The sequence below is a fragment of the Bacillus sp. COPE52 genome, from assembly GCF_003355115.1.
Taxonomy (GTDB): domain Bacteria; phylum Bacillota; class Bacilli; order Bacillales; family Bacillaceae_G; genus Bacillus_A; species Bacillus_A toyonensis.
Map to the genome: position 1 here is coordinate 1,134,294 of NZ_CP031292.1, position 23,416 is coordinate 1,157,709.

23 protein-coding genes and 2 pseudogenes are annotated in these 23,416 nt (G+C 34.9%); 14 read left to right on the forward strand and 11 right to left on the reverse strand.

Annotated features, from left to right (window positions below):
• Positions 1-98: 98 nt before the first annotated feature.
• Both DPQ31_RS05645 and DPQ31_RS05650 read right to left on the reverse strand, forming a co-directional pair.
• Positions 99-464: a hypothetical protein gene (locus tag DPQ31_RS05645; protein WP_000432655.1), complete on the reverse strand. Its 366-nt coding sequence runs from the start codon at positions 462-464 to the stop codon at positions 99-101.
• A 280-nt stretch (positions 465-744) separates the two neighbouring features.
• The gene (locus DPQ31_RS05650; RefSeq protein WP_053446476.1) at positions 745-927 is read right to left on the reverse strand and encodes a hypothetical protein; all 183 of its coding nucleotides are present in this window, start codon (positions 925-927) and stop codon (positions 745-747) included.
• A 34-nt stretch (positions 928-961) separates the two neighbouring features.
• On the opposite strand from DPQ31_RS05650, the gene DPQ31_RS05655 reads away from it, so the two are divergent.
• A complete protein-coding gene (locus DPQ31_RS05655) occupies positions 962-2,068 on the forward strand; it encodes a metallophosphoesterase (protein WP_208731665.1) in 1,107 nt (368 codons plus the stop codon).
• A gap of 72 nt (positions 2,069-2,140) precedes the next feature.
• On the opposite strand, the gene DPQ31_RS05660 is transcribed toward DPQ31_RS05655, so the two are convergent.
• The gene (locus DPQ31_RS05660) at positions 2,141-3,031 is read right to left on the reverse strand and encodes a CPBP family intramembrane glutamic endopeptidase (protein ID WP_000378921.1); all 891 of its coding nucleotides are present in this window, start codon (positions 3,029-3,031) and stop codon (positions 2,141-2,143) included.
• 260 nt (positions 3,032-3,291) lie between these two features.
• Here DPQ31_RS05660 and DPQ31_RS05665 point away from each other — a divergent pair, with 260 nt between their 5' ends.
• The gene (locus DPQ31_RS05665; RefSeq protein ID WP_208731666.1) at positions 3,292-4,269 is read left to right on the forward strand and encodes an HD domain-containing protein; all 978 of its coding nucleotides are present in this window, start codon (positions 3,292-3,294) and stop codon (positions 4,267-4,269) included.
• Between the two features lie 43 nt (positions 4,270-4,312).
• On the opposite strand, the gene DPQ31_RS05670 is transcribed toward DPQ31_RS05665, so the two are convergent.
• Positions 4,313-5,437 (reverse strand): anti-sigma factor, encoded by a 1,125-nt coding sequence (locus DPQ31_RS05670; protein ID WP_098138339.1) that lies wholly within the window; start codon positions 5,435-5,437, stop codon positions 4,313-4,315.
• 5 nt (positions 5,438-5,442) lie between these two features.
• Positions 5,443-5,928 carry an RNA polymerase sigma factor gene (locus DPQ31_RS05675; RefSeq protein ID WP_087970735.1) on the reverse strand — a complete coding sequence of 162 codons (486 nt, stop codon included), beginning with the start codon at positions 5,926-5,928 and terminating at the stop codon, positions 5,443-5,445.
• Positions 5,929-6,064: 136 nt separating this feature from the next.
• On the opposite strand from DPQ31_RS05675, the gene DPQ31_RS05680 reads away from it, so the two are divergent.
• Positions 6,065-6,967: an AraC family transcriptional regulator gene (locus DPQ31_RS05680; protein WP_208731667.1), complete on the forward strand. Its 903-nt coding sequence runs from the start codon at positions 6,065-6,067 to the stop codon at positions 6,965-6,967.
• A 346-nt stretch (positions 6,968-7,313) separates the two neighbouring features.
• On the opposite strand, the gene DPQ31_RS05685 is transcribed toward DPQ31_RS05680, so the two are convergent.
• Together DPQ31_RS05685 and DPQ31_RS05690 are read right to left on the reverse strand one after the other, a co-directional pair.
• Positions 7,314-9,056 (reverse strand): ATP-binding response regulator, encoded by a 1,743-nt coding sequence (locus DPQ31_RS05685; protein ID WP_208731668.1) that lies wholly within the window; start codon positions 9,054-9,056, stop codon positions 7,314-7,316.
• Between the two features lie 9 nt (positions 9,057-9,065).
• Positions 9,066-9,770 (reverse strand): response regulator transcription factor, encoded by a 705-nt coding sequence (locus DPQ31_RS05690; RefSeq protein WP_000283868.1) that lies wholly within the window; start codon positions 9,768-9,770, stop codon positions 9,066-9,068.
• A gap of 140 nt (positions 9,771-9,910) precedes the next feature.
• Here DPQ31_RS05690 and DPQ31_RS05695 point away from each other — a divergent pair, with 140 nt between their 5' ends.
• The 9 genes and pseudogenes from DPQ31_RS05695 to aceA all read left to right on the forward strand — a co-directional run bounded on the left by DPQ31_RS05695 (position 9,911) and on the right by aceA (position 19,317).
• The gene (locus tag DPQ31_RS05695) at positions 9,911-10,759 is read left to right on the forward strand and encodes a CPBP family intramembrane glutamic endopeptidase (protein WP_001067942.1); all 849 of its coding nucleotides are present in this window, start codon (positions 9,911-9,913) and stop codon (positions 10,757-10,759) included.
• 61 nt (positions 10,760-10,820) lie between these two features.
• Positions 10,821-11,119, forward strand: a pseudogene (locus tag DPQ31_RS05700) (malate synthase).
• A 31-nt stretch (positions 11,120-11,150) separates the two neighbouring features.
• Positions 11,151-11,450, forward strand: a complete 300-nt coding sequence (locus DPQ31_RS05705; RefSeq protein ID WP_002105543.1) for a hypothetical protein — start codon at positions 11,151-11,153, stop codon at positions 11,448-11,450.
• A gap of 15 nt (positions 11,451-11,465) precedes the next feature.
• The gene (locus DPQ31_RS05710) at positions 11,466-11,654 is read left to right on the forward strand and encodes a hypothetical protein (protein WP_000949414.1); all 189 of its coding nucleotides are present in this window, start codon (positions 11,466-11,468) and stop codon (positions 11,652-11,654) included.
• Between the two features lie 287 nt (positions 11,655-11,941).
• The gene (locus tag DPQ31_RS05715; protein ID WP_208731669.1) at positions 11,942-13,210 is read left to right on the forward strand and encodes a M48 family metallopeptidase; all 1,269 of its coding nucleotides are present in this window, start codon (positions 11,942-11,944) and stop codon (positions 13,208-13,210) included.
• Positions 13,211-13,345: 135 nt separating this feature from the next.
• Positions 13,346-15,073, forward strand: a complete 1,728-nt coding sequence (locus DPQ31_RS05720) for a methyl-accepting chemotaxis protein (protein WP_208731670.1) — start codon at positions 13,346-13,348, stop codon at positions 15,071-15,073.
• A 221-nt stretch (positions 15,074-15,294) separates the two neighbouring features.
• A complete protein-coding gene (locus tag DPQ31_RS05725; protein ID WP_097958854.1) occupies positions 15,295-16,203 on the forward strand; it encodes a DMT family transporter in 909 nt (302 codons plus the stop codon).
• A gap of 225 nt (positions 16,204-16,428) precedes the next feature.
• A complete protein-coding gene (gene aceB / locus DPQ31_RS05730) occupies positions 16,429-18,018 on the forward strand; it encodes a malate synthase A (RefSeq protein WP_097953201.1) in 1,590 nt (529 codons plus the stop codon).
• Positions 18,019-18,039: 21 nt separating this feature from the next.
• Positions 18,040-19,317: an isocitrate lyase gene (gene aceA / locus DPQ31_RS05735; protein ID WP_208731671.1), complete on the forward strand. Its 1,278-nt coding sequence runs from the start codon at positions 18,040-18,042 to the stop codon at positions 19,315-19,317.
• Positions 19,318-19,354: 37 nt separating this feature from the next.
• On the opposite strand, the gene DPQ31_RS05740 is transcribed toward aceA, so the two are convergent.
• The 3 genes and pseudogenes from DPQ31_RS05740 to DPQ31_RS05750 form a co-directional block, all read right to left on the reverse strand.
• On the reverse strand, positions 19,355-19,684 hold the full coding sequence (locus DPQ31_RS05740; RefSeq protein ID WP_199633965.1) for a hypothetical protein: 330 nt from the start codon (positions 19,682-19,684) through the stop codon (positions 19,355-19,357).
• Positions 19,685-20,098: 414 nt separating this feature from the next.
• Positions 20,099-20,890, reverse strand: coding sequence for a phosphotransferase (locus tag DPQ31_RS05745; RefSeq protein WP_208731672.1), 792 nt, complete (start codon positions 20,888-20,890; stop codon positions 20,099-20,101).
• Positions 20,891-20,909: 19 nt separating this feature from the next.
• Positions 20,910-21,403 (reverse strand): annotated as a pseudogene (locus DPQ31_RS05750) (DUF6584 family protein).
• 278 nt (positions 21,404-21,681) lie between these two features.
• Here DPQ31_RS05750 and cspA point away from each other — a divergent pair.
• Positions 21,682-21,885 carry an RNA chaperone/antiterminator CspA gene (gene cspA, locus DPQ31_RS05755; RefSeq protein ID WP_000301522.1) on the forward strand — a complete coding sequence of 68 codons (204 nt, stop codon included), beginning with the start codon at positions 21,682-21,684 and terminating at the stop codon, positions 21,883-21,885.
• A gap of 137 nt (positions 21,886-22,022) precedes the next feature.
• Here cspA and DPQ31_RS05760 read toward each other — a convergent pair whose 3' ends face one another.
• A complete protein-coding gene (locus DPQ31_RS05760; protein ID WP_000391370.1) occupies positions 22,023-22,208 on the reverse strand; it encodes a hypothetical protein in 186 nt (61 codons plus the stop codon).
• A 290-nt stretch (positions 22,209-22,498) separates the two neighbouring features.
• On the opposite strand from DPQ31_RS05760, the gene DPQ31_RS05765 reads away from it, so the two are divergent.
• Positions 22,499-23,080, forward strand: coding sequence for a competence protein ComK (locus DPQ31_RS05765; protein WP_000444436.1), 582 nt, complete (start codon positions 22,499-22,501; stop codon positions 23,078-23,080).
• The last annotated feature ends 336 nt before the right edge of the window (positions 23,081-23,416 follow it).

A 23,416-nucleotide genomic window follows, 5' to 3' on the forward strand; every position in this document is an offset into this window, starting at 1 on the left:
CTCGAAATAAAAGCCTTGCTACACGTTTGTAGTAAGGCTCTTTACAGTTGTTTTGTTCTTAATGAATGAAAGCACCTGCCACTTTTTAGTTGGAAAAGTTACTCATTAGAAGTGTTATTAATCGCTTGAATAGCAAGTTCCAAAGATTTAATCCTTCTTTCTAAAAGAGTTCTTTGAGGACTACCAACCTTTGACTTAACGTAAATTTTTTCAATTGATGGAAGCAAACCGGTAAGAACATTGCGAGCTTCTGCTAAATCTTCCTGGTTGTAATGATGAGGTTTTTGATTCCAAACACTATCTAGCATTGCTAAGCCGATACAAGCTGCCTGGAGGCGTTTCTTTACTAACGTAGTATTTGAGCCTTTCTGAGTCATTTGTGACAAGGCACTTTCGAGTTTACGGATTGTTGACTGTAAGGATTTTATTGATTCCTCTTTATGTACATCTGATACGTTTTCCATGTTAGTACCATCCTTTCTTCGTTTTTAAATGATTTTGTTTAATACGTGATAAAATCGTTAAGGACAGAAACTTACTCGCAATATTTTAACATAAATAACGAACTTTCTTTGAGAGGGAGTCTTAAAGAGCTAGCTCAGTTGTTGAAAGTAAGGTAACGAACTTTAAAAACCGAACCGTCATCTAAGTGGCGATTCGGTTTTCTTTATTTTTTCTCTACTAATTTTTTATTCTTTCAATCTAGTGTAAATGATTTATTAAATGTTTTTTGATCAACATCTTTTACGTTGTTTCCAACCCAACCTGCATCGCAACATATTCAATATCATTATCAATTTGGCCTAACACGTAAGATTCTAAAATGCCCATTACAGCAGTTCCTAAAAATTTTAAAACGATGTGCTTATCAATGTTTTTATTGTGAAGATTGCTGTGCTTAATATTTACGTTAAACGTGCATAACAAGTTATAATAGAAGAAATCAATAAGGAGGCTAGCTGTGAAGAATCTTCGTTATTTCAATATATTTACTATGTTAATTATATACACGCTACTTATGTTTTACATCGGCTGGAACGGATGGGTTTGGCTTCATGCAGTATTTGGCTGGGAGTCCTGGGGGTATTATGCTTTCGTAGTCGGATTTATTTCTTATGCGTATATTCTCGTGCAAGCGTTTAAGTTTCTCCCATTCCTTCGAACGATTGGTTCAATTTGGTTTGCAGTCATACAATACGCCCTTATGTTATTGCCGTTAGCTGATATAACAGTCTTTCTTTTACAGTTTTCGGTTGAGAAAGAAACAGCAATTATTTGGACAGGGGTGGCTGTGTTAGCTGCGTTTATCTTTATCTTTGCATATGGAGTATTTAATGCGTATAGTCCGGTAGTAAGAAAATATGAAGTGCACATACCGAAAAAGGTGAAGGGCCGCAAAAGTTTACGTATTGCGATGGCTTCTGATATGCATTTCGGTAAACTGTCTGGTGTTTCGCATTTAAAAAGACTTGTCCGTCACGTAAATGAAATGCAGCCTGATATTATTTTACTGCCAGGGGATATTATCGATGATCATCCAGGGGTATTTATTCAAAAAAACATGGGTCATATTATGAAACAAATGAAAGCTCCATTAGGCGTATATGGTGTTTTAGGAAACCATGAATACTACGGCAGAGCGGTTCCAGAGTTTTTACAAGAGATGGATAAGATTGATATTCGTATTCTTTTAGATGAAGTGATCACAATTAAAGATGACTTTTATCTCGTTGGAAGAAGAGATAAAACAGAGCGAGATCGCCAAAGCTTTGAACAACTTATGAATACAGTGGATAAATCGATGCCTGTTATAGCAATGGATCACCAGCCATTTGAGTTAAAACAAGCAGCAGCGGCAGGTGTAGACTTATTATTATCCGGTCACACGCACCGCGGACAAATGGCACCAAATCATATTGTAACGAGAAGAATGTACGAGCTAGACTGGGGATACGCACAAAAAGGCGCATTCCACGCAATTGTTTCTTCTGGATTCGGATTTTGGGGACCGCCGCTTCGACTTGGTAGTAGGTCGGAGATTGTGCAGGTAGAAGTTACGTTTGAATAAGGTTAAATAAAAGGGATTATACATGATTAATATGTATAATCCCTTTTATTTTTTATTTCGTAATCGCGACCTTTACTTGAATATAATCTCAATTAGTTGTTGTGGATGTGCATTAATTAATCCATGGACAATAATAATTACCCATACCTTGCGATAACGCGCCCACAAATATCCAAGGAATAGACCTACGATACCATGGTTCACAATGACCGTAGCTGTATCAATATCCCAATGACCAGAGCCGTGTAATGCAATATGCCAGCTCGCCCATAACAATGATGTAAGAAGTATAGCCGGCCAAGTACCTAGTAATAGTTCCAAACGTGTTTGCAACCAAACTCTATAAAAAAGCTCTTCCAGTACACTATTTATAAGAAATCCTACAAGTAAAATTAAGATTAAAATCGTGGGTTCCATTCTCGCTGAAACAAATGGTGTAGAGAATGTAGAAAAGAAGTTGAAGTAACCCCAGACTATAATGACAATAAGTGGTGTAAACCGATACCATCTATTACCTCCCGTTGATTTTACAGGCTTTTGTCGTTCTTTTTCGGGGTTACTTTTATAAAACAAAAGAAGCATGAATGGAGTGAATAATAATAAAATAATTTTAAATATCATAAACCACAATTGTAATGTCATTCCTTCAAAGTTCGTGGTGAGGAGACAAATCGTGAAGAGGGAACCACTCGAGAATAAAATAACAGTTTGAATTATGATGCGCCTTAGTTCAAATTGTTGAAGGGGATTGTAGTTTTTATGGTGAGATGGTAAGAAACGAACAAGGAGTATACCGACAATAACAGGAATCCATTTGTTCCAAAAAGGCAGTGTGCCCGTATGATCCCCACTGTAACGAATGTTTGTTTCTCCGATCCATATAAGCCAAAGAGATGAAAGTAAAATAAGAAGTATAATGATTCCACCAATGAGCTTCCCCGCTTTTGGAAAATAACTATCCATAGTTATCCGACCTTTCATACTATAATGGTGAAGCGATTTCAAATTATTTCTGTTTTTAAATGAATATGCATTTATGAATCTATTAAAACAAAAAAGAAGAACTGTGGGAATATTTTAATTTTTATAATTTAACTTGATGAGAATAGAGGACCGCTTTTTTGAAAACAGAACGTTCATATTGGAATGACAGAATAGTATATTTACTCTTCTTTAAAAAAGAGATATTATAAAAAGACTCTGCTTGAAAAGGGGGACTGTAAGTGATCATATCAGATGTACTATACGGAGAATTTGAAGTAGATCAAGTGTTAGAAAAATTAATTTTAAGTAAACCAGTGCAAAGGTTGAAGGGGATTCATCAAGCCGGAGCAAGTTACTTAATGAATGAGAAATGGAATGTAACGCGATTTAATCATTCAGTTGGTGTTATGTTGTTAATAAAAAAACTAGGTGGTTCGGTAGAAGAACAGATTGCTGGTTTACTGCATGACGTATCACATACTACTTTTTCTCATGTAATAGATTACGTTTTTGATAATATGAATGAAAGTTATCATGAAGAGATATTTAGTTCTGTTGTGAAAAACTCAGAAATTCCAGCAATTCTTTCAAAGTATGGTTATAACTATGAAGATATTTTGTTAGATGATTCGAAGTGGACGTTACTGGAAAGATCCGCGCCGGAATTATGTGCAGACCGGGTGGATTACACATTACGAGATATGTATACATACGGATATGTTTCTTTAGAAGAAGTTCACAATTTTTTATCGGATGTCATCGAAGTAGATGGGAAAATGGTTCTTCAAAATATCAAAATGGCAGAATGGTTTACAGAAACGTATTACAAAGAAGTAATCGATTTCTTTATGCAACCAACTAATATTTACGGAAATGATATGTTAGCTAAGACGTTAAAGTTAGCTCTTCATAAACAAGTTATTCATGCAGAGGATTTTCTTCTTGAAGATCATGAGCTTATAGTAAAATTGCAGCTATGTAACGATTCAGAAATACATGCTTTATTAAGAAAAGTCCATCCAAATGTAAAAGTAAGAGAAGATAGAAGTGAGTATGATTTACATCAGAAAAATAAAGTCCGTCTTATTGATCCGCCATTACTTCGTGAAGGGAAAATCGTTCAGTCATCTGTCGTATCAGAAAAAATAAGAGAGATGAGCGATATCGCTTATGAAAAATCGGTGAGAGGGATGTATGTGAAAGTGATTTCTAATTAAAAAGAAGTAGAGCATCACTTTTGGATGCTCTACTTCTTTCCTGTTAATTATCAAACCAATTCCACATCTCAATATCTCCAAGAGTCGCATAACGTACGTGCGGGGAGTTTTGTAATTTTAATAATTCTTTCGACGGGCCGGTAATGACAATGCCATATACTTTTACGCCGTTATCTTTTACATATTGATAACGTTTATCTAAGTTTAGTTCGTTTTCTGGAAGCGCAGCTATTTTGCTTACCGTTTTTTTATGGGTAGAAAGGACGCGCATCATTTCGATTACTTTGTCTTCTTGCGTTTTCTGCCTGTCAGTTTCATTACCGAGGAATCTTACATGTTCTGGAAATCCTATAGTTTCTCCGCCATGGAGGATATAGTCTTCTGCATTTTTTCTTTCTTGTCCTGTATCTAAAGCGTACCATACAGGAGTTGGGGGGAGTTCTTGTGCTTCAAATATGCTATATAAAAGCGGTTCTAATTCTTTTAAAGTGTAAGCTTTATCAAAAGAAATTGCTGCTTCTGCAACCGTGCCATCATGTACTTTTGCAAGTGTATCCCATACTTTTTTTGAGGAATCCTTTAGATCATCACCCTGCTTTGTTTTAGGATGAACAAAGAAAAGCTTTGGTTGATAGAACGGATTCATCCAAGTTTGTTTCGTGACATCTACAGATGATAAGAAGCTTTTTGTTTCTACTGTACCGAGTGGCATTTCTTTTTTACCGACGGTTCTTACTAAATCAAAGCTGCTGTTCGTACGGAAAAAAGCTTCTACACTTGTTCCGCCCCCCATAACGCGGCTATTTGGGATCGTTGCTTCAAGTGCAAGTGAAGGAACCTCTCTAATTTCTTCTAGCCTTTTATCATTATTAGCTTGAAAATAAAAGGCTGATAATACCCCGCCGATTATATATATAACGATGCAAATGGATAATATAAAACCAAACGTTTGTAACCGATGTTTCCACTTAATTCTCCAAAAAGGAACTTTAAGATTTTTTGGCGGTAATTTTTTCTTTACGGGTTCACTCTTCGTAAGCAATTCATCTAAATGAGCTTCACATTCTGCACAAGTTTCTATATGACTTTCTAACTGCTCTTGTTCATCATGCGTGAGCGTTCCGTTTTCGTACTTTTCCCATAGTTTTTTAAACTCTGCACAACCCATCTGTATCACTCCTTTATGCTTTTTGCTTCTTTTCGTCCGCGGTGTAATTCAATTTTCACTTTCGCTAATGAGAGACCGGTCATTTCTGCTATTTCCTTATAAGAGAATCCGTAGTAATCTCGTAGTAGCAGCACGTTTCGTCTTTCGAGCGGAAGTGAGGATAAACGGTCTAACCAACTAGTAATCTCATGTTTTACGAAATATGCATGTTCTGTACTTGGCACGTTTGGTAAATGGAATTCTGCAACTTCAGTTGTTTTATATTTCTTTTCTTTTCGATACCAATCGATAAAGGCGTTGTAGGCAATTGTAAATAACCAAGGTCTAATTTCTTCTCCTTTGTAATAGTCAATATGGACGAGCATTCGGTAAAATGTTTCTTGCATAAGATCTTCCGCGTAGTGGGAATCTCCGGTTAGGGAGAGAAGATAGCGAAATAAATCATGCATATGATCTGAATAAATGTCTTCTAATGATTGTTTGCGTTTCACTAATTTCCCTCCCTTCATACATAACAACGAAATACATATAAAAAAGTTACATTTGTTTTTAAAATTATAGTAAAAAACGTCAAGAATTGGATAGGATTCTCTTTTATCATAATACATATAAGGCGGGTGAACAGAGATGGAAAGCTATGAAATACAAATTCAAAGGTCCATTGATTATATTGAGGAAGATGTAATGGAAAAACAGACGCTGCGTAATTTAGCTCGCATTGCAGGTTTTTCTGAGTCGCATTTTCATCGTGTATTTCAGGCGTTAGTAGGTGATACGGTAATGGAGTATGTTCGAAAGAGGAGGTTAGCCCGGGCAGCTTATCAACTTTCTCATACGGATGAAAAAGTTATTGATATCGCATTTGAGCATGGCTTTCAATCTCACGAAACGTTCACGAGAGCCTTTAAAAAATTATTTCAAATGACACCGAGTGAATATCGAAAACAAGAAATTGAAACACCGATGTATTACAGTGTGAATGTAAAACAAAGAAAATTAAATCCGTATTTAGGGGGCATACAAATGGAATATCGTATTGTAAATAAACCAGAATTTTTAATGGCAGGTTATGAACTGAAGACGACAAGTAAAGAAGGAAAAAACCATCAAGACATTCCAACATTTTGGCAAGAATATTTACAAAAAGATCTTGGAACGACAATTCCGAATCGTAAAGATACGAGTCAATGGGTAGAGCTTGGATTATGTACTGATTTTAATTTAGAAACAGGGGACTTCACTTATATTATCGGAATGGAAGTTACAGGCTTTGAAAATGTACCAAATGAAATTGCAAAGCGTACATTCCCAGCAGCAACATATGCCGTATTTACAACACCGAAAGTTCCTCATGCAGAAATGGTGTCGTCTATTCATCAAACGTGGAATGCAGTATTCTCAGAATGGTTCCCGCATTCAGGATATGAACATTGCGGCGTTACAGAGTTTGAACTATATGATGAGCGTTCCCATGCAGATAAAAGTGAGTTTGCTCAAATTGAACTTTGGCTACCAGTGAAGAAGAAATAATAGGGGAAAAGCGAACCAGAGAGGTTCGCTTTTTTATCCGTAATACGGGGAGAATATTGAATTGTTTTTTGTAAGAAGTATGAAATACAGATCCTCTTATCATATAGATTGCTATATTTGATGATTTTTGTCGACAAATCGATATATCTGGAAAATCGCTGATATATTTCGAGTTGCGGTCGATATATTTGAAAAATCGCTGATATATTTCGAGTTGCGCCGATATATTTAGAAAATCGCCGATATAATTTCTTTTACCGACGAACCACTGATAAAAGACACGCGACATAATTTCATTTACCAAAAAATCACTCCAAAAGAGAAAAGACGCCACATAGCGCCTTTCCTACGAACGAAACGGAAATACAAGAACAATCGTCGTTCCTTTCCCGAGTTCACTATCAATAGAAATTGTCCCGTTATGGGCATGAACGAGCTGTTTCGTAATGGCGAGACCAAGTCCAGTTCCGATGTTGCTTTCTTCTGTATTCGTTCCTCTGTAATATCGCTCGAATAGAAGTTCTTTCGTTTTATCGTCCATTCCTTTTCCGTTATCTGAAATAGATAGTGTAAATGAATTTACATCCTGCGAAAGCTTTACGATTACGTTTGTCGTTTCATTATTATGTTTCACAGCGTTTGCTAGTAAGTTTTCGATAATACGCTGGAACAATTTTTCTTCAATGAAATATTGAATTTTATTTGAGCTCGGTACGAATTCAATATTTTGATTTTGCAGTGTCGGATTATTAATAAATTGTAATAATACTTTTTGGACGAATTGATTCATTTCAATGTTTACGTGCTGGGCAGGAAGGCTATTGTTTTTTAATTGATACGTTAAGCTTAAATCGTCAATTAGTGTAGTCATATATTGAGATTTCTCTTTCATAACGCTGCCGAATTGCTGAATGTCACGATCAGTCCAGTTATACTGCTTTGATTCTAGTAATAATGCGTATCCATATATAGAGCTAAGTGGTGTTTTTAAATCGTGTGTGAGACCGGTAATCCATTCTTCACGTGTTTGCTGCAGTACTTGCCTCATCGCATCATTTTTATTGAGTGTAATTGAAAGGTGCTCTAGTGAGCTAGTAACATCTCTAAATAAGCGAAATGACCATTTTTCTTTACCAGATCGCCTGAATCGAACTGGTTTTCCTTTTTTACTAACAGGCTCTTCATATTTTCCACCAGCGATATTTTTAAGCCAACGCATTGCGTGTAGTAACGGTTTCCCAAACTTATTTCCGTACCAAATAGATAGAATGACTAAATAAACAAAGACGATAAGAAGGATTAATCCACATCCGATTAGAAACTTCTTAGTAAATATATCCTCAATTTCATCATCTGGATAGTAGCGTTCATTTTTTGCGGTAATGACGAGAAGCTGACCGCTATTTGCATCGTAAAAGCTAGACGTGTTTTCTTTATGATTCCACGGTTCTTTTTCGTTAAGAGCAGTCTGTATTGTTGAAAGTGTTTTTTTCTTTCCAGTCGGATAGGAAAAAATCTCTTCGCCATTATGATTAAATATTTGCATTGTTGCTTTTTCTTTAGAGAGTAACTGTTTTTCTTGTTCCGTTAATGTGAACGAATCTGTAGAAACAGAAGGGTGTTCTTTCTGAATTGTTTTTAGTAATGCATTACTTTTTAACATACCGCCATAAATAACAAGTACGTTCTTTTCTTCTACTTCAATTTCCCAATATGTAAATGTATAAGGGCTTTCTATATGATTCTGTATATGTGCGAGTAAAGATGTTTTCGTATAAGAAGTTGGGACATCACTTGGTGTATTAAATTGATAGAGGACTTTGCCGTTTTCTTTTACAATCTGAATCCAATCATTTTTCTCTTTAATTAAATCTTTTACTTCCTTTTTTAACGTAATATCGCCATCTTCTGAAGAGATATATCTTGAAATTGTAAAACTATCAGAATCCGGAATATTAGGTTCGTATGAAATACTAGTAACAAGAAAAATTAAATAAGTGAAAGCAGCGACTACAGCAATAAGTAATGTAACTAAAACAAAAACGTGTTGCAGTATAAATTGGATGATAAGTCGTTTATTAAGATTCATATTGTCACCCTACTTTGTAACGAACTTATAGCCAAGTCCGCGAACAGTTTTTATGTATTCTGGTTTACTTGGGTCTTGTTCAATTTTTTCGCGTAGCTTTCGAATGTGGACCATAACAGTATTGTCATCGCCATTATAGGCGGGTGCTCCCCAAACTTTTTCGTATATTTCTTCTTTCGAAAATACGTAGTTCGGATTCTCACAAAAGAAGAGTAGTAGTTGAAACAGTTGAGCGGAACATTCGACAACGTGTCCATTTACTGTAAGTTCTGCGGAATGTTGATCAATTTCAAATCTCCCAAATGAAATGGAGTGTGCTTTTTGTTCGTGTGGTACGGTTTGTTTCATATGTCTTCGAAGTTGTGCTTTCATACGAGCTACGACTTCTAATGGATTAAATGGCTTCGTAATATAATCATCTGCACCGTATGAAAATCCAGATATTTTATCTAAATCAGATGCCTTCGCTGATAGGAAGAAAATTGGACAATCTGTTTGTTGGCGAATAATTGGACAAATATCAAAACCAGATTGTCCAGGAAGCATGACATCTAAAATAATTAAATCGTAATTGTTTTGTTCGGTGAGAGATAAAGCTAATTCAGCTGATGTTGCAGTTGTAATATGAGAAAAACCTTCTTTTTCAAGAATGGTAGTTAGTAGTTGTAAAATTGCTGTTTCATCATCGACGAGTAATATATTTGCTTGATACATAAGAATCCCCCTTAATTTCCTCGAATATCATATCATCTTTTTGTAACATATGGAATTTTTAAGGAAAATTTAAGGTTTTCTTTTATAAAAAATTAAGAATCAAATGATATGATAAAAGTAACATAGGGGAGGAGATGAGTGTGAATCCGTTTCAAATGATGCGAGCTAGATATTTTTTAATTGTATTTGCACTATTAATTTTAGTAGCGAGAAGTAGTGAAAAATTGCTAGAAAGTACATTTCATATACAAAATTCATCTTTTATAAATATACTTATATTTTATATCCTTCCGATTGCATGGATTTTTTATGAGTATAGAAAGCACCGTGTTTCATTTTCATTATTTCTTAATAAAAATGAAACATTTAACTTGGTGCAAGTTATATACATTACGATTATGTTGTGCATGTTCAGTTACGGGTATCTGATTTTATACATGTACAGCTTTGCATGGATTACACCAGATTTTATTATGAATGCTTTACACAAACCGATTGTAGATAGTGCCGGGGGATATATATATCAATTTATTATGGTTGTATTTATCGCACCTATTATTGGAGAATTTGTTTTTCGTGGATTTTTACTTCAGCGCTTTGCTGCGAAATGGGGAACGAGTATAGCGATGATTGCAGTGGCACTTTTATTTGCGATATTACATGTCGATTTTCTCGGTGCCGCCGTATTTAGTATCGTATTATCAATCGTATATATTCGTACGAAAAGCTTACTCATGCCAATTGCGATACATATGTTAAATAATACATTTGTACTTTGTGCATCGTTCCTAGTAAGTAGAGAAAAGATCATGAGTTTTGCAGATTTCTCAAACTATACGACGTTCTTTCCAGGACTGATTATTTTTATAACAGGATTAAATTTAGTACTCATCTTTTTATTTGTTAACCGCAAATACTGGAGTAAAGAAGTGCCAGTTATATACGCAGAGCAGGTAGAGAGTTTTGCAGATGTAGTGGGAGATAAATGAGACGAAGAAAACGATTGAAAAAATATTGAAAGACATTATAGATGCTACGTCTATTACAGATATGTGTGATAAAGGCTTTTGTCATTGGCTTTTTAACCTGTAGTAGATACAATTGTGTTTCCGGAGTATTACTTATTTTCTAGTACTCATTTAAAAGAAAATATTATTTCTCTTCTTATTGTATTAGGGATTTTAATAATATTCGGTCTAATGTTAGAAGCAATGATGAAGCGTATCTTCAGAAAAAATGAAGAGAAGTATGTGCGGGTTCATAAAGTATTCGCGAAAGTAATGGGAGCTTTCCTTTTGTTTTATGGTATGAAAACAATCATTTACTTTATAGCTTTGAGACATCATTAATTCTAAATTTGAAAGGAATGTATAAAATTATATGAATGAAACAATATCATCAAATAAGTTTTTTTATTTGATTTTACTTAGCATAGTGCTAATAACGACAGTAAATGTTATTCTCCGCTGGGAGGAAGCCTACTTTTTCATGTATTTAGCGCTCCATTTATTAGGGGTCTTATGTATAAGTGGTGGCATGGTTACTGAAAAAAAGGGTGACGAAAGTGTTAACTATATGTGTGTGATCGGTCTTGTTTTACTTTTAGCTGTACAAGGTATTATGAAATATAGTTCTTTTTCTGTACAAGATTTCAGTTTGTTAATAGATGTACTGCCTTAAGGGGGATAAGTATTTATGTTATCGAAGAAACAAATAGGGTATATATTTGTTTTAGTAGGTTTTTTTACGATTATTATAACGACGCTATTTTTTCAAGACTATGAATATGTAAAATATGTAAAAGGCGCTGGTTTAATGTGCTGGTTTGTAAGTGCTTTTCTTATTCCGAATTATGAACCGAGGAAAGTGTCTAAAAATAGGTAAAACTCTTCTTATGTAGAAGAGTTTTTTTTATCCCGCATTAACGGGCAGTAAGACTCCCACCTCAAAATTCAGTGACAGCAAAGAAGTTAGGCGGGGGATCAACTGCCCGTAAAAGCCCGATTGGTGAAGGCTAATAATCAGTGGGGGATGAAGAAAACCCCCACTGATTAAAGTTTCACTTTATGTAAATAGAAGGCTCTCGAGCAATTCTCGTAATTAGCTTGTTCTAATTTAGCATGTACGAACTTACAATAATAATAGACAGGCAGCATAGAGGAGGGAATAACGTGAGGAAAGTTATTGGGTGGTCGCTTTTTTTGTACGTTGGATTTGCGTTATTTATATATTGGTATTTATTTGGATGGAATCATGAACTCATTCCGGACATGTATAAAGGAACGAGTGCAGATCCAGAAACCTTTATGAATGCGAAAGAGCTTACGCTAAGCCAAGATTATTCGCGCGTGAAAAATTTACTTTTCTTTTTAGCGACGCCCCTTGAATGGATTATTTTATTATTTGTACTCGTGCTCGGTATTTCAAAAAAGTTTGAGAAGTGGTCGAAGGAAACGACCAAAATAAATGTCTTACAAATTGCGATTTATTTCTTTTATTTATCACTACTGACAACCATTCTTGCATTACCGATGCAATGGATCGGCCGTAAAGTGTCCGTTGATTACGGTATTTCCACGCAAAGTACACAAAGCTGGATAAAAGATCACGTTATCGATTTTTGGGTTAATTATGCGACGATGTTACTCATTGTTACAGTTCTTTTATGGCTTATCCGTAAATTTCCGAAGAGATGGTGGCTAGCAGGATGGGCACTCTCTGTACCGTTTACAATTTTCTTAACGTTCGTGCAACCTGTTATTATTGATCCGCTTTACAATGACTTCTCGACGCTGAAAAATAAAGAGTTAGAAACGAAAATTTTAGCGATGGCAGACAAAGCTGACATTCCTGCTAAACACGTATATGAAGTAAATATGTCGGAAAAAACGAATTCGTTAAATGCATATGTAACAGGAATTGGCCTTAACTCGCGTATTGTAATGTGGGATACAACGCTTAAGCAATTAAAAGATAAAGAGATTTTATTTATTATGGCCCATGAAATGGGACATTACGTAATGAAACATATATATTGGGGCGTTGCGAGTTATATTTTCATATCGTTTATAGGTATGTATGTAATTAGTCGTATTTTAAATATGTGTATTCGAAAATGGGGAGATACGCTGCAAATTTCCAAAATGGCATGTTTTTCAATTTTACCTTTGTTTTTCTTAATTTCCTCTTTATTATCTTTTGCATCACAACCAGCAACAAACTACGTTTCACGAATAGAAGAACGAGCGGCAGATCAATACGCTTTAAATATGACGAAAGATGGGAAATCTGGTGTGAGAACTTTTCAATATTTATCAAAAACAAGCTTAAGCCAAGTGAATCCACCTGCGTTAGTCAAATTTTTCTTATACACACATCCACCAATTTTCGAAAGAATTCATACGTTTGAACAATATGAGAAACAAAAAAACAAGAAGTAGCGATTATGCTACTTCTTTTTTATAGAAATATCAGTTTGGTATTGGGAATATTTATCATTGCTTTTTATTGAGATTTTGTAAATAATAAGCTATAAAATTCTAAAAATCTATATATAAAGGAATAAAGGTGGAAATATGTATTTTTTACAAAATTTAAAAGTGAAACATAAATTATTCTTACTTATCTCATTAGCAGTTTTGGGCATGACAATTATGAGCTGTGTAGCAATTAATTCTATTAATAAGATTAAGCGCGATACAGAGATTGTAGTAGATGATTATCAAAATTCTGCAGTTATATTAGAAGGAATGCTTCGTACACAAAATTCACTAGAATATAACTTACTAGAATTAATTACAACGTCACAAAATGAGGGGACAAATAAAGAAGGGATTATTAGTAATGTTGAAAAGGATCTTAAAAAATATGATTCTTTATTAAAAGAATATGATGATGGCGTTAATTTAAGTAAGCAAGAGGATGAGCTGTTTCAGAAGATGAAGAAATCTTTGCCAAGTTATATGGAGACATATAAGAAGTTGTTTGACAAAGCGAAGGGAACAAATGAATCTCAAATGGTAAACGAATTTCAAAAGGACTTAAAACCGAAGGGAGTAGAGTTAGCTGGTTATGCTGTAGATTTAGAAACTTATGTTTCAGACTTAGCTGACCAAGTATTTAAAGATTCTCAAAAAATGATAGATCGGTCCGTTATTACCTTTATCATTCTTGCAGTAGTTACTACAATCATTATATGTATAGTAAGTTATATTATTAGCAAGCTTATAGTTGCTCCTTTACAAACGGTTAGTCGTATGATGGAAAGAGCAAAAGAGGGAGATTTAACTGTACATGGTGATTATAATGCTAAAGATGAATTAGGTATATTAGTAAGTGATTTTAACGAGATGATTGCAGGGCTAAGAACAAATATGCAAGAAGTAGAGAATAATATTCAGCTTTTATTCCAACATGCAGACGGAGTAGTATCTGCATCAGAAGTATCTAGCGGTGCAGCAAAGAAAATCACTATGGATATTGAAGAAGTTGCCAATGGCGCAGAGAGCCAAATGCAAGCAATGGAACAGACTGCGGGTGCGATGGAAGAGTTGACACAAGGAATGCAGAGCATAGTGAATACATCATCCTCTGTAAATGAATTGTCTGCTCAATCAGCATTAGATGCAGAGAGTGGTAACAAATTAATGAAACAAATGATTCAGCAGATGGATACAATCCAAAATTCAGTACATAGCGGTGTGAAACAAGTAGAGACGATGAAAGAACAATCAGAAGAAATTGTTAAAATCATTGATGTTATGCAAGGTATTACCTCTCAGATTAACTTATTAGCATTAAACGCCGCAATTGAGGCTGCACGTGCTGGAGAAAGTGGTAGAGGATTTGCAATTGTGGCAGATGAAGTACGAAAATTAGCAGAACAATCTAGTGATTCTGCTAAACAAATTGAGAAGCTTATTACTCAAGTTATGGGAACAACGAATCATACGGTACATATGATGGGGAAAGTAGATAATGAGGTACAGGCAGGTACACAAGTAGTAATGCATACAGAAAAAGTATTTGGAACTATTACAGAAAAAGTGCAGCAAGTATCTGAGCAAATTCAAACGGTATCTATGTCTACAGATGAAATTGCAGCGAGTAGTGAGGAGATTTCTGCTTCTACAGAAGATATGGCGCAAATTTCTCAAAGATCATCTGATCGAACTGATAGGGTAAAAGAGTCTATTCAACAGCAAGAAAAATCTGTTCAAGAGATTTCGACTTCAATTGAACATCTGCACAACGTAGCAGGAGGACTAAAACAAATAGTTTCCCAATTTACTCTTCAAAAATAGTAGAGTATATGTAAGTCTTTATAAATATATAGACCTCTCAATACGTATAAAAAATCATCCTATGGAATACAAAAGGATGATTTTTTATTATGAAAATTTTGTGTGGATGTCACTCGTTATATTCTAGTTTTTTACAATTTTTTGATTGTAATATATAATAATAAGTAATGTTTTTAGAATTTTTAGTTTTATAAGAGAGTGATTGTAGGAGGAGAGAAAGGGTGTACAATAAAAAATCAATGCCGACTATAAAAATGATCCTTTCGATGTCTATTTTCGGATCAATTGGATTTTTTTCTGTCCAAACAGGTTTACCGTCTTTTGAATTAGTATTTGTTCGTTGTATTTGTGCAACTATATTTTTAGCGTTATGTTGGTTAGTGACCGGACAATATAAAAATGAAAAGTGGAATAAAAAAGAGATTGTGCAAATATTAGCGTGCGGCGTATTTCTCGTTTTTAACTGGGTATTTCTATTTAAAGCGTTTGAAGTTATGTCAATTACAATTGCAATTTCTGTCTATCATCTCGCTCCAATTATCGTATTAATGATTGGGAGTATCGTATTTAAAGAGAGGCTAACAGCGTTTGCCGTTATGTCCATTGTCATTTGTTTCCTCGGCACGGTTTTAGTAGCTGGAGTAGATGGAAGTGTGTCGCTCGAGAAACTCATGTCATCTGGAATGGTATGGGCACTACTTGCAGCGTTATTTTATGCTTTTACGACTTTATTAGGAAAAGGAATCAAGCATACGAGTGCATATGCGATGACATTTGTACAAACGTTTTTAGGTATATTTTTATTGTTACCATTTGTGGATTTCGGACAGTTTCAAGGTTTAACAGAGACGAACTGGATGATGATAACGGCAACAGGACTTATACATACTGGGTTTGTATATTACTTGTTTTTTGACAGTTTAAGAGATTTATCGACGAGACTTATTTCTGTATTAGTGTTTTTAGATCCTGCTGTTGCAATTTTGTTAGATACGGTCTTTACCGGATTTAGACCGACTAGTATGCAAGTTGCAGGGATTGTCCTTATTTTTGTAGGAATGGCACTCACTTTTCGTAAAGGAAGAGAAAAGGAGCTATCGGTGAAGGGAAGTGCTACCTCTGAAATGTAAAGTTGTATTTGATATAATTTCATTTTTAATTTTGGAAGATGTTACGAAAAGGCCGTTGTTGTATAACAGTGGCCTTTTTTGTATGGAATAGAGCACGAAAGAACGGCGTTTTCAAAAAAAATGAAATGAATTTTCAAAAAAAACTTCCTTTTCTGAAGATTTGTTATATAATATAAAACATAAAATCAAATCTGTTATAAAACAGTTTAAGAAGGGGATGCTAATATGTCGACGCAAACTTCACGGGTTACATTGCCCGGAGAAATGTTACCAGCGTACAACGAAATATTGACACCTGAGGTGCTTAGTTTTTTAAAGGAACTACATGAAAATTTCAATGAGCGCCGCACAGAACTATTACAAAAACGTGTAGAGAAACAAAAAAGAATTGATGCAGGGGAGTTTCCGAAGTTTTTAGAAGAAACAAAGCACATACGTGAAACGGATTGGACAATCGCCAAGCTTCCGAAAGATTTAGAGGATCGCCGCGTAGAGATTACTGGGCCGGTAGATAGAAAGATGGTCATTAACGCTTTAAATTCAGGAGCTCATCTTTTTATGGCGGATTTTGAAGATTCGAATTCACCAACTTGGGAAAATGCAATTGAAGGCCAAATTAACTTACGAGATGCAGTAAAGGGAACGATCTCACACAAAAATGATAAAGGAAAAGAATATAGATTAAATGATAAAACAGCTGTACTCATTGTGCGTCCAAGAGGATGGCATTTAGAGGAAAAGCATATGCAAGTTGATGGGAAAAATATGTCTGGCAGCTTAGTGGATTTTGGTCTGTATTTTTTCCATAATGCGAAGGCACTTTTAGAAAAAGGAAGTGGCCCGTACTTTTACTTACCGAAAATGGAAAGTTATTTAGAAGCGAGATTATGGAACGATGTATTCGTATTTGCTCAAAAATACATCGGTATTCCAAACGGAACAATTAAAGCGACTGTGCTATTGGAAACGATTCACGCTTCGTTTGAAATGGATGAAATTTTGTATGAGCTAAAAGATCATTCTGCTGGCTTAAACTGCGGAAGATGGGATTACATTTTCAGCTTCTTAAAGGGTTTCCGTAATCATAATGAATTTTTACTGCCAGATAGAGCGCAAGTCACGATGACGGCGCCGTTTATGCGCGCGTATTCTTTAAAAGTAATTCAAACATGTCATCGCCGTAATGCACCAGCAATCGGAGGAATGGCAGCACAAATTCCGATTAAAAATAATCCAGAAGCGAATGAAGCGGCTTTCGAAAAGGTGCGTGCTGATAAGGAGCGGGAAGCTTTAGACGGTCATGATGGGACTTGGGTTGCCCACCCGGGACTTGTACCGGTTGCAATGGAAGTATTTAATCACATTATGAAAACGCCGAATCAAATTTTTAGGAAACGTGAAGAAATACGTGTTACAGAAAAAGATTTATTAGAAGTACCAGTGGGAACGATTACAGAAGAAGGTCTTCGCACGAATATTAGTGTAGGTATTCAATATATTGCATCTTGGTTAAGTGGACGGGGAGCAGCGCCAATTTATAACTTAATGGAAGATGCAGCAACTGCGGAAATCTCCAGAGCACAAATATGGCAATGGATTCGTCATGAAGGCGGAAAGCTAAATGATGGCCGCAATATTACGCTCGAATTAATGGAAGAATGGAAAGAAGAAGAATTAGTAAAGATAGAAAGAGAGATTGGTAAAGAAGCCTTTAAGAAAGGGAGATTCCAAGAGGCGACAACATTGTTTACAAACCTCGTTCGGAATGATGAGTTCGTACCATTTTTAACATTACCGGGTTATGAAATTTTATAAAGTGAAAAGGGGATGGAATAAATGAAAAACGAAAGAATCGATAAATTACAAGAGAACTGGGAATTAGATACGAGATGGAAAGGAATAACACGTCCGTATTCAGCTGAAGATGTAATTCGTTTGCGTGGTTCGATTGATATTGAACATACAATAGCACGCCGCGGTGCTGAGAAGCTTTGGACATCGCTTCATACGGAAGATTATATTAACGCACTTGGTGCATTAACAGGAAACCAAGCGATGCAACAAGTGAAAGCGGGATTAAAAGCAATTTACTTAAGTGGTTGGCAAGTAGCGGCTGATGCAAACCTTTCTGGACATATGTATCCAGACCAAAGCTTATATCCAGCGAACAGCGTACCAGCTGTAGTAAAACGAATTAACCAAACACTTCAACGTGCGGATCAAATTCAGCATATGGAAGGAAGCGATGATACAGATTATTTCGTACCGATTGTAGCAGATGCAGAGGCTGGATTTGGCGGACAATTAAACGTATTCGAGCTTATGAAAGGTATGATTGAAGCGGGTGCATCAGGTGTACACTTTGAAGATCAATTATCTTCAGAGAAAAAATGCGGACATTTAGGTGGAAAAGTATTACTGCCGACACAAACAGCGGTACGTAATTTAATTTCCGCACGCCTTGCTGCGGACGTAATGGGAGTGCCGACAATTATCGTTGCAAGAACAGATGCAGATGCAGCTGATTTAATTACGAGTGATATCGATCCGGTTGATCAAGCGTTTATTACAGGAGAAAGAACACCAGAAGGATTTTATCGTACGAAAGCAGGACTGGATCAAGCAATTGCACGTGGTTTAGCGTATGCACCGTATGCAGACCTCGTTTGGTGTGAAACGTCTGAACCAAATTTAGAAGATGCAAAACGATTTGCAGACGCAATCCATAAAAAATATCCAGGGAAATTACTCGCTTATAACTGTTCACCGTCATTTAACTGGAAACAAAAATTAGATGAAAAAACGATTGCGAGCTTCCAAAAAGAAATCGCATCTTACGGTTACAAGTTCCAGTTCGTAACACTTGCTGGATTCCACTCATTAAACTACGGCATGTTTGAATTAGCACGTGGCTATAAAGACCGTGGCATGGCAGCATATTCTGAATTACAACAAGCGGAATTCGCAGCAGAGAAACACGGTTACTCTGCAACTCGTCATCAACGCGAAGTAGGAACAGGTTATTTTGATGAAGTAGCACAAGTCATTACAGGCGGTACTTCATCAACAACAGCGTTAAAAGGTTCTACAGAAGAAGCTCAGTTTACGAAATAAAAGGAAGGTGATCACAATTAAGTGATCACCTTTTTTATTACTCTTTATATAAACTGATAACATCTTCTCCCGTTAAATATATTACGGTTACTTTTTTATTATCCTTCTCATAAACTTTCATTCCACCCTCTGCAAAATTTTTATCCCATCCTTTTAATTTTATATGTATTTGATACCATATAGATAAACCTGATTCAAAACAATCGCCTTTATATACATACTCACCTATCTCCTCAGTAGTATGAATTAATTTAGCTTCATAAGGTATAGGGAATCCTTTAATTTCAGAATCAATAGTCTTATTAAAAACTAGAAGGTATGTTAACGTAATAATAGTAGCCAATAACAAAAATAAAATCTTTTTCATGTATGTAAATCCCCCATGGCAAACGGCCTTGTAATTTTATCCCGCTATTTGCGGCAGTAAGACTCCCGCCTCAAAAGTTGGCTGGAGCAAAGAAGTTACGTGGGAGATGCACAAAACCCCACTGATTAAAGTTTCCCTTTAACTAGTTGCATTATAATATAATATTTTTATAATGTGATTTTAATTATTATAAAATTTTTGTGAAACGAAAAAATGGGCTGAATTCTCTTACATAACTATAGAAAGCTAAAATTTCGTTAGGGGGTATCTCGAGATTTTAGCTTGATAGTGATGTGATAGTTCCGGTAGGAAAAGAAACGATATGAACGATTATTCGGATATATGTAACACAACTTAAAATATATTTACGATTCGAAAAGATATATCGATTTACTAACAAAAATAGAAATAATATTAGATCCACTCTTTCCCATGCTCACGAATAAACGTCATATCTTTTTCATAATGATCTAGATGTCCTTCATCAATCATTCTTTGGAAATTTCCGTCTCCTTCTTGTGCTTTTCTTTTCACATATGTACATAACCCTTCTAAACGTAGTAACACCATTTCGAAGTAATCTTCGTCCATATCTTTATCGTAGGACTGAGCAAACAACCTCACTCTTTCTTTAATACGACCTGCGTGTTGCGATGAGTCGTAATGAACGGCTTCTCCTGATTCTGTATAATACACTCGACTTAAAGGTACACAAGTATAAAGCGTATAAGCGATATCCCACATTCTTGGACCAGGAGCAGCGACGTCAAAGTCAATAATACCGACTGGCTTTTCATTATTAAAAATAATGTTATATATAGCAAAGTCATTGTGGCATAAAACCTCAATGTTATGTGGGGTATGATCCATCGGTTTCCAATCAGCTAATAACGGAAAGTCACTTACAGCATCATGGTACAGACGGAGCATCTTTGCGATTTCTTTCAGCACATCATTAGACCACATGAATTCTTTTAAAGGATAATTGCCTGCGTCGCCTTCTATAAATGATAAAATCTCTCTATCTTTTTCATCTATGCCCAAAAACTTTGGGGCATAATGAAATCCTTTGTTTTCTAGATGACGTAATAGCTTATGAATTTTTTTACTGTCTGGCTTTAATTCCCGCCGAACAGTATTTTCAGAACGATATACGTTTGAGACGTTTCCCCCTGTTAGCTTTTCTTCTTGTTCGTAGTTTGACATGTGAAAATTCCCCCTATAATTAAAAAATCCAATTCCAAATAGTGAATATACCGACAATAGCAGAGAAAAGAAGGAAAGCAAGGAATACTAGACACCCAAGAGAGAGTAACTTATCTTCCCATGTTTCTTTATATTCATATACTAATTCCTCTGCTACTTTTTTTGTACTGGAGATAAAGGCTGCTCTTTATACAATTTCTTTATCTTGCTAGAATCGCCTTTGAATTTTAAAGCACGCGCAATATGATAAGGATCATTTCCCATTGATTTTTCAAATAATAAACATGATTCATGCATAATATCTGTTTTATGCTCCTCTAGATACCAATAACGTCCAGCCATTTCTGGATATTGTAATTTATAATAAATGTCTCCGAGTTGTTTTCGAAGATGTAATTCATTTGGATATGTAAAGATGAGACCATGTAATCTTTCTCTTGCCTTTCCAAGATTATTATTTTCAATATCCTCCTCAATTCTCTTTAATGTTTTTTTAGGAATTTTGGTTGTCATGAATTCCTCCTTATATAGAATAGAGATAATTTTATTTTATAAGAAATACTAAAAATTAGAAATTCTATTTTCAAAAAAGATTGTACATTTTATTTTAAGTATGCTATGATGATGTCAGTTGAATAGTTAAATTAAGCAATCCATATATTATCAAGTGCCGAAAACGAACGAGAAAAAGTATGTGAGAACTAGTTTATGTTTCGTGTTTGATAATGTGTGGATTCTTTTTTTATACAGGAAGACTAAAATAATTTGTATTTTCTTAGGAGGAAATAATCATGGCAGTAACAGGACAAGTAAAATGGTTTAACAACGAAAAAGGCTTCGGTTTCATCGAAGTTCCAGGCGAAAACGATGTATTCGTACATTTCTCTGCAATCGAAACTGAAGGTTTCAAATCTTTAGAAGAAGGTCAAAAAGTTAGCTTCGAAATCGAAGAAGGCAACCGTGGACCTCAAGCTAAAAACGTAATCAAACTATAATTTTATAGTTGATGATGGAAAAAAGGATGGCTCATGCCATCCTTTTTTTGTTGTTGAGATATATGTAAATGAAGTTGTACTCGACGTTTATAGAGGCAATGAAGAAGAGTAAAAGGCCTTCCAAAAAGGAAGACCTTTTACTCTTCTTTCCCTGCTTTTTTCTTCTCGCGTTTTTTACATTCAGGACATTTCGATTTACGAAATGGTTTAGCGAAGAATAGCAGAATGAAAAATAAACCGAATATAATACTAGCTGAATTTTTCACGATAATGACGCTACTATTTTTCATTTGAATCGATGGTTGGATCTCTTTTTCTTCCATAATGGCCCTCCATATATTGGATTTATATTTTAATTATAGCAAAGTTAATTGTTGTAATGATGTAAAAAGAGGAAGGGATAATAAATATTTATAGGTAGTATAAATGCTGTTTTTATGGTTGGAAAATTACTTAATTTATATATTGTGATTTTATTTTTTGACAAATGTTTGATAAATGATAAAAAATTGTAAAAAAGCGGAACCTGTTACCTATTTCCTTTTCGTAGGTGCTAAAATTATATATGCAGCTGCTAATATAAATAGAAAATGAAAAAAGGAGATAATAGGATATGGAAAGTAAAGTAGAACGCTATGTCGAAAATTATGTTGTAACTAAAAATACAATGGCCTTACTTCCTGTTATTCTAAGTGAAAAGAAAATTGTTACGCGAGTTGTTGAAATGGAAGATTCTTTTTTCGTATTTCAAAAGCCTCTAGATATTATAGAGAGAAGTTGTCGTAAGCATGGATCTAGTTTTTTGGGCAGAAAAGAAGGAACGAAAGAGTTAACGCACATTACACATAAAGCACCGATTGCAATCAGTCCGACAGATCAACTTTATTTTTTCCCTACTTATTCTTATTCTAGAAAAGAGTGTGCGTGGCTGTCGCATTTTTATATCGAAAGTAATCGAGAATTAAAAGATGGAAATCTTATTATTCGATTTATAAATGGCCTTGCTGTGAAATTAGAAATATCAAAAAATAGTTTTGAAAATCAACAAAATCGTACAGCGAAACTGCGTACAGAATATGAAGATCGAAAGAAGAAACAAGGAAATCCTTGTTTTAAAGAAATTGATAAAAGAGATGAATCAACATTAAGACCAGCTTATGAGAAAGTGTATTTTGTTAGGGAAGAAGATGTGTGAGAGGAAAAGGATGAGGAGACTCATCCTTTTTTTATTTCATTATATATATACAGTTTACGCTGTAAGATTCATAAATAAAACGAGCGAGATGTACAAATATATTGTTCTTTAATGGAACAATATAATGGTAATTTCCTTATATATATTTAATGTCGTGTGAATATATATCATTTTATATTTGTGGTATACATGATACTTCTTTCTATATAGGTAGAAATACCCTTACGTGCAGTAAGGGTATTTTTTTGAAAAAGACGAATTATTACTTTCTGTAGTTTCTGCTTTTTCATCAAATGTAACCGTTAAGTTACAATTTGTGTATAGTGTCTAAATTAT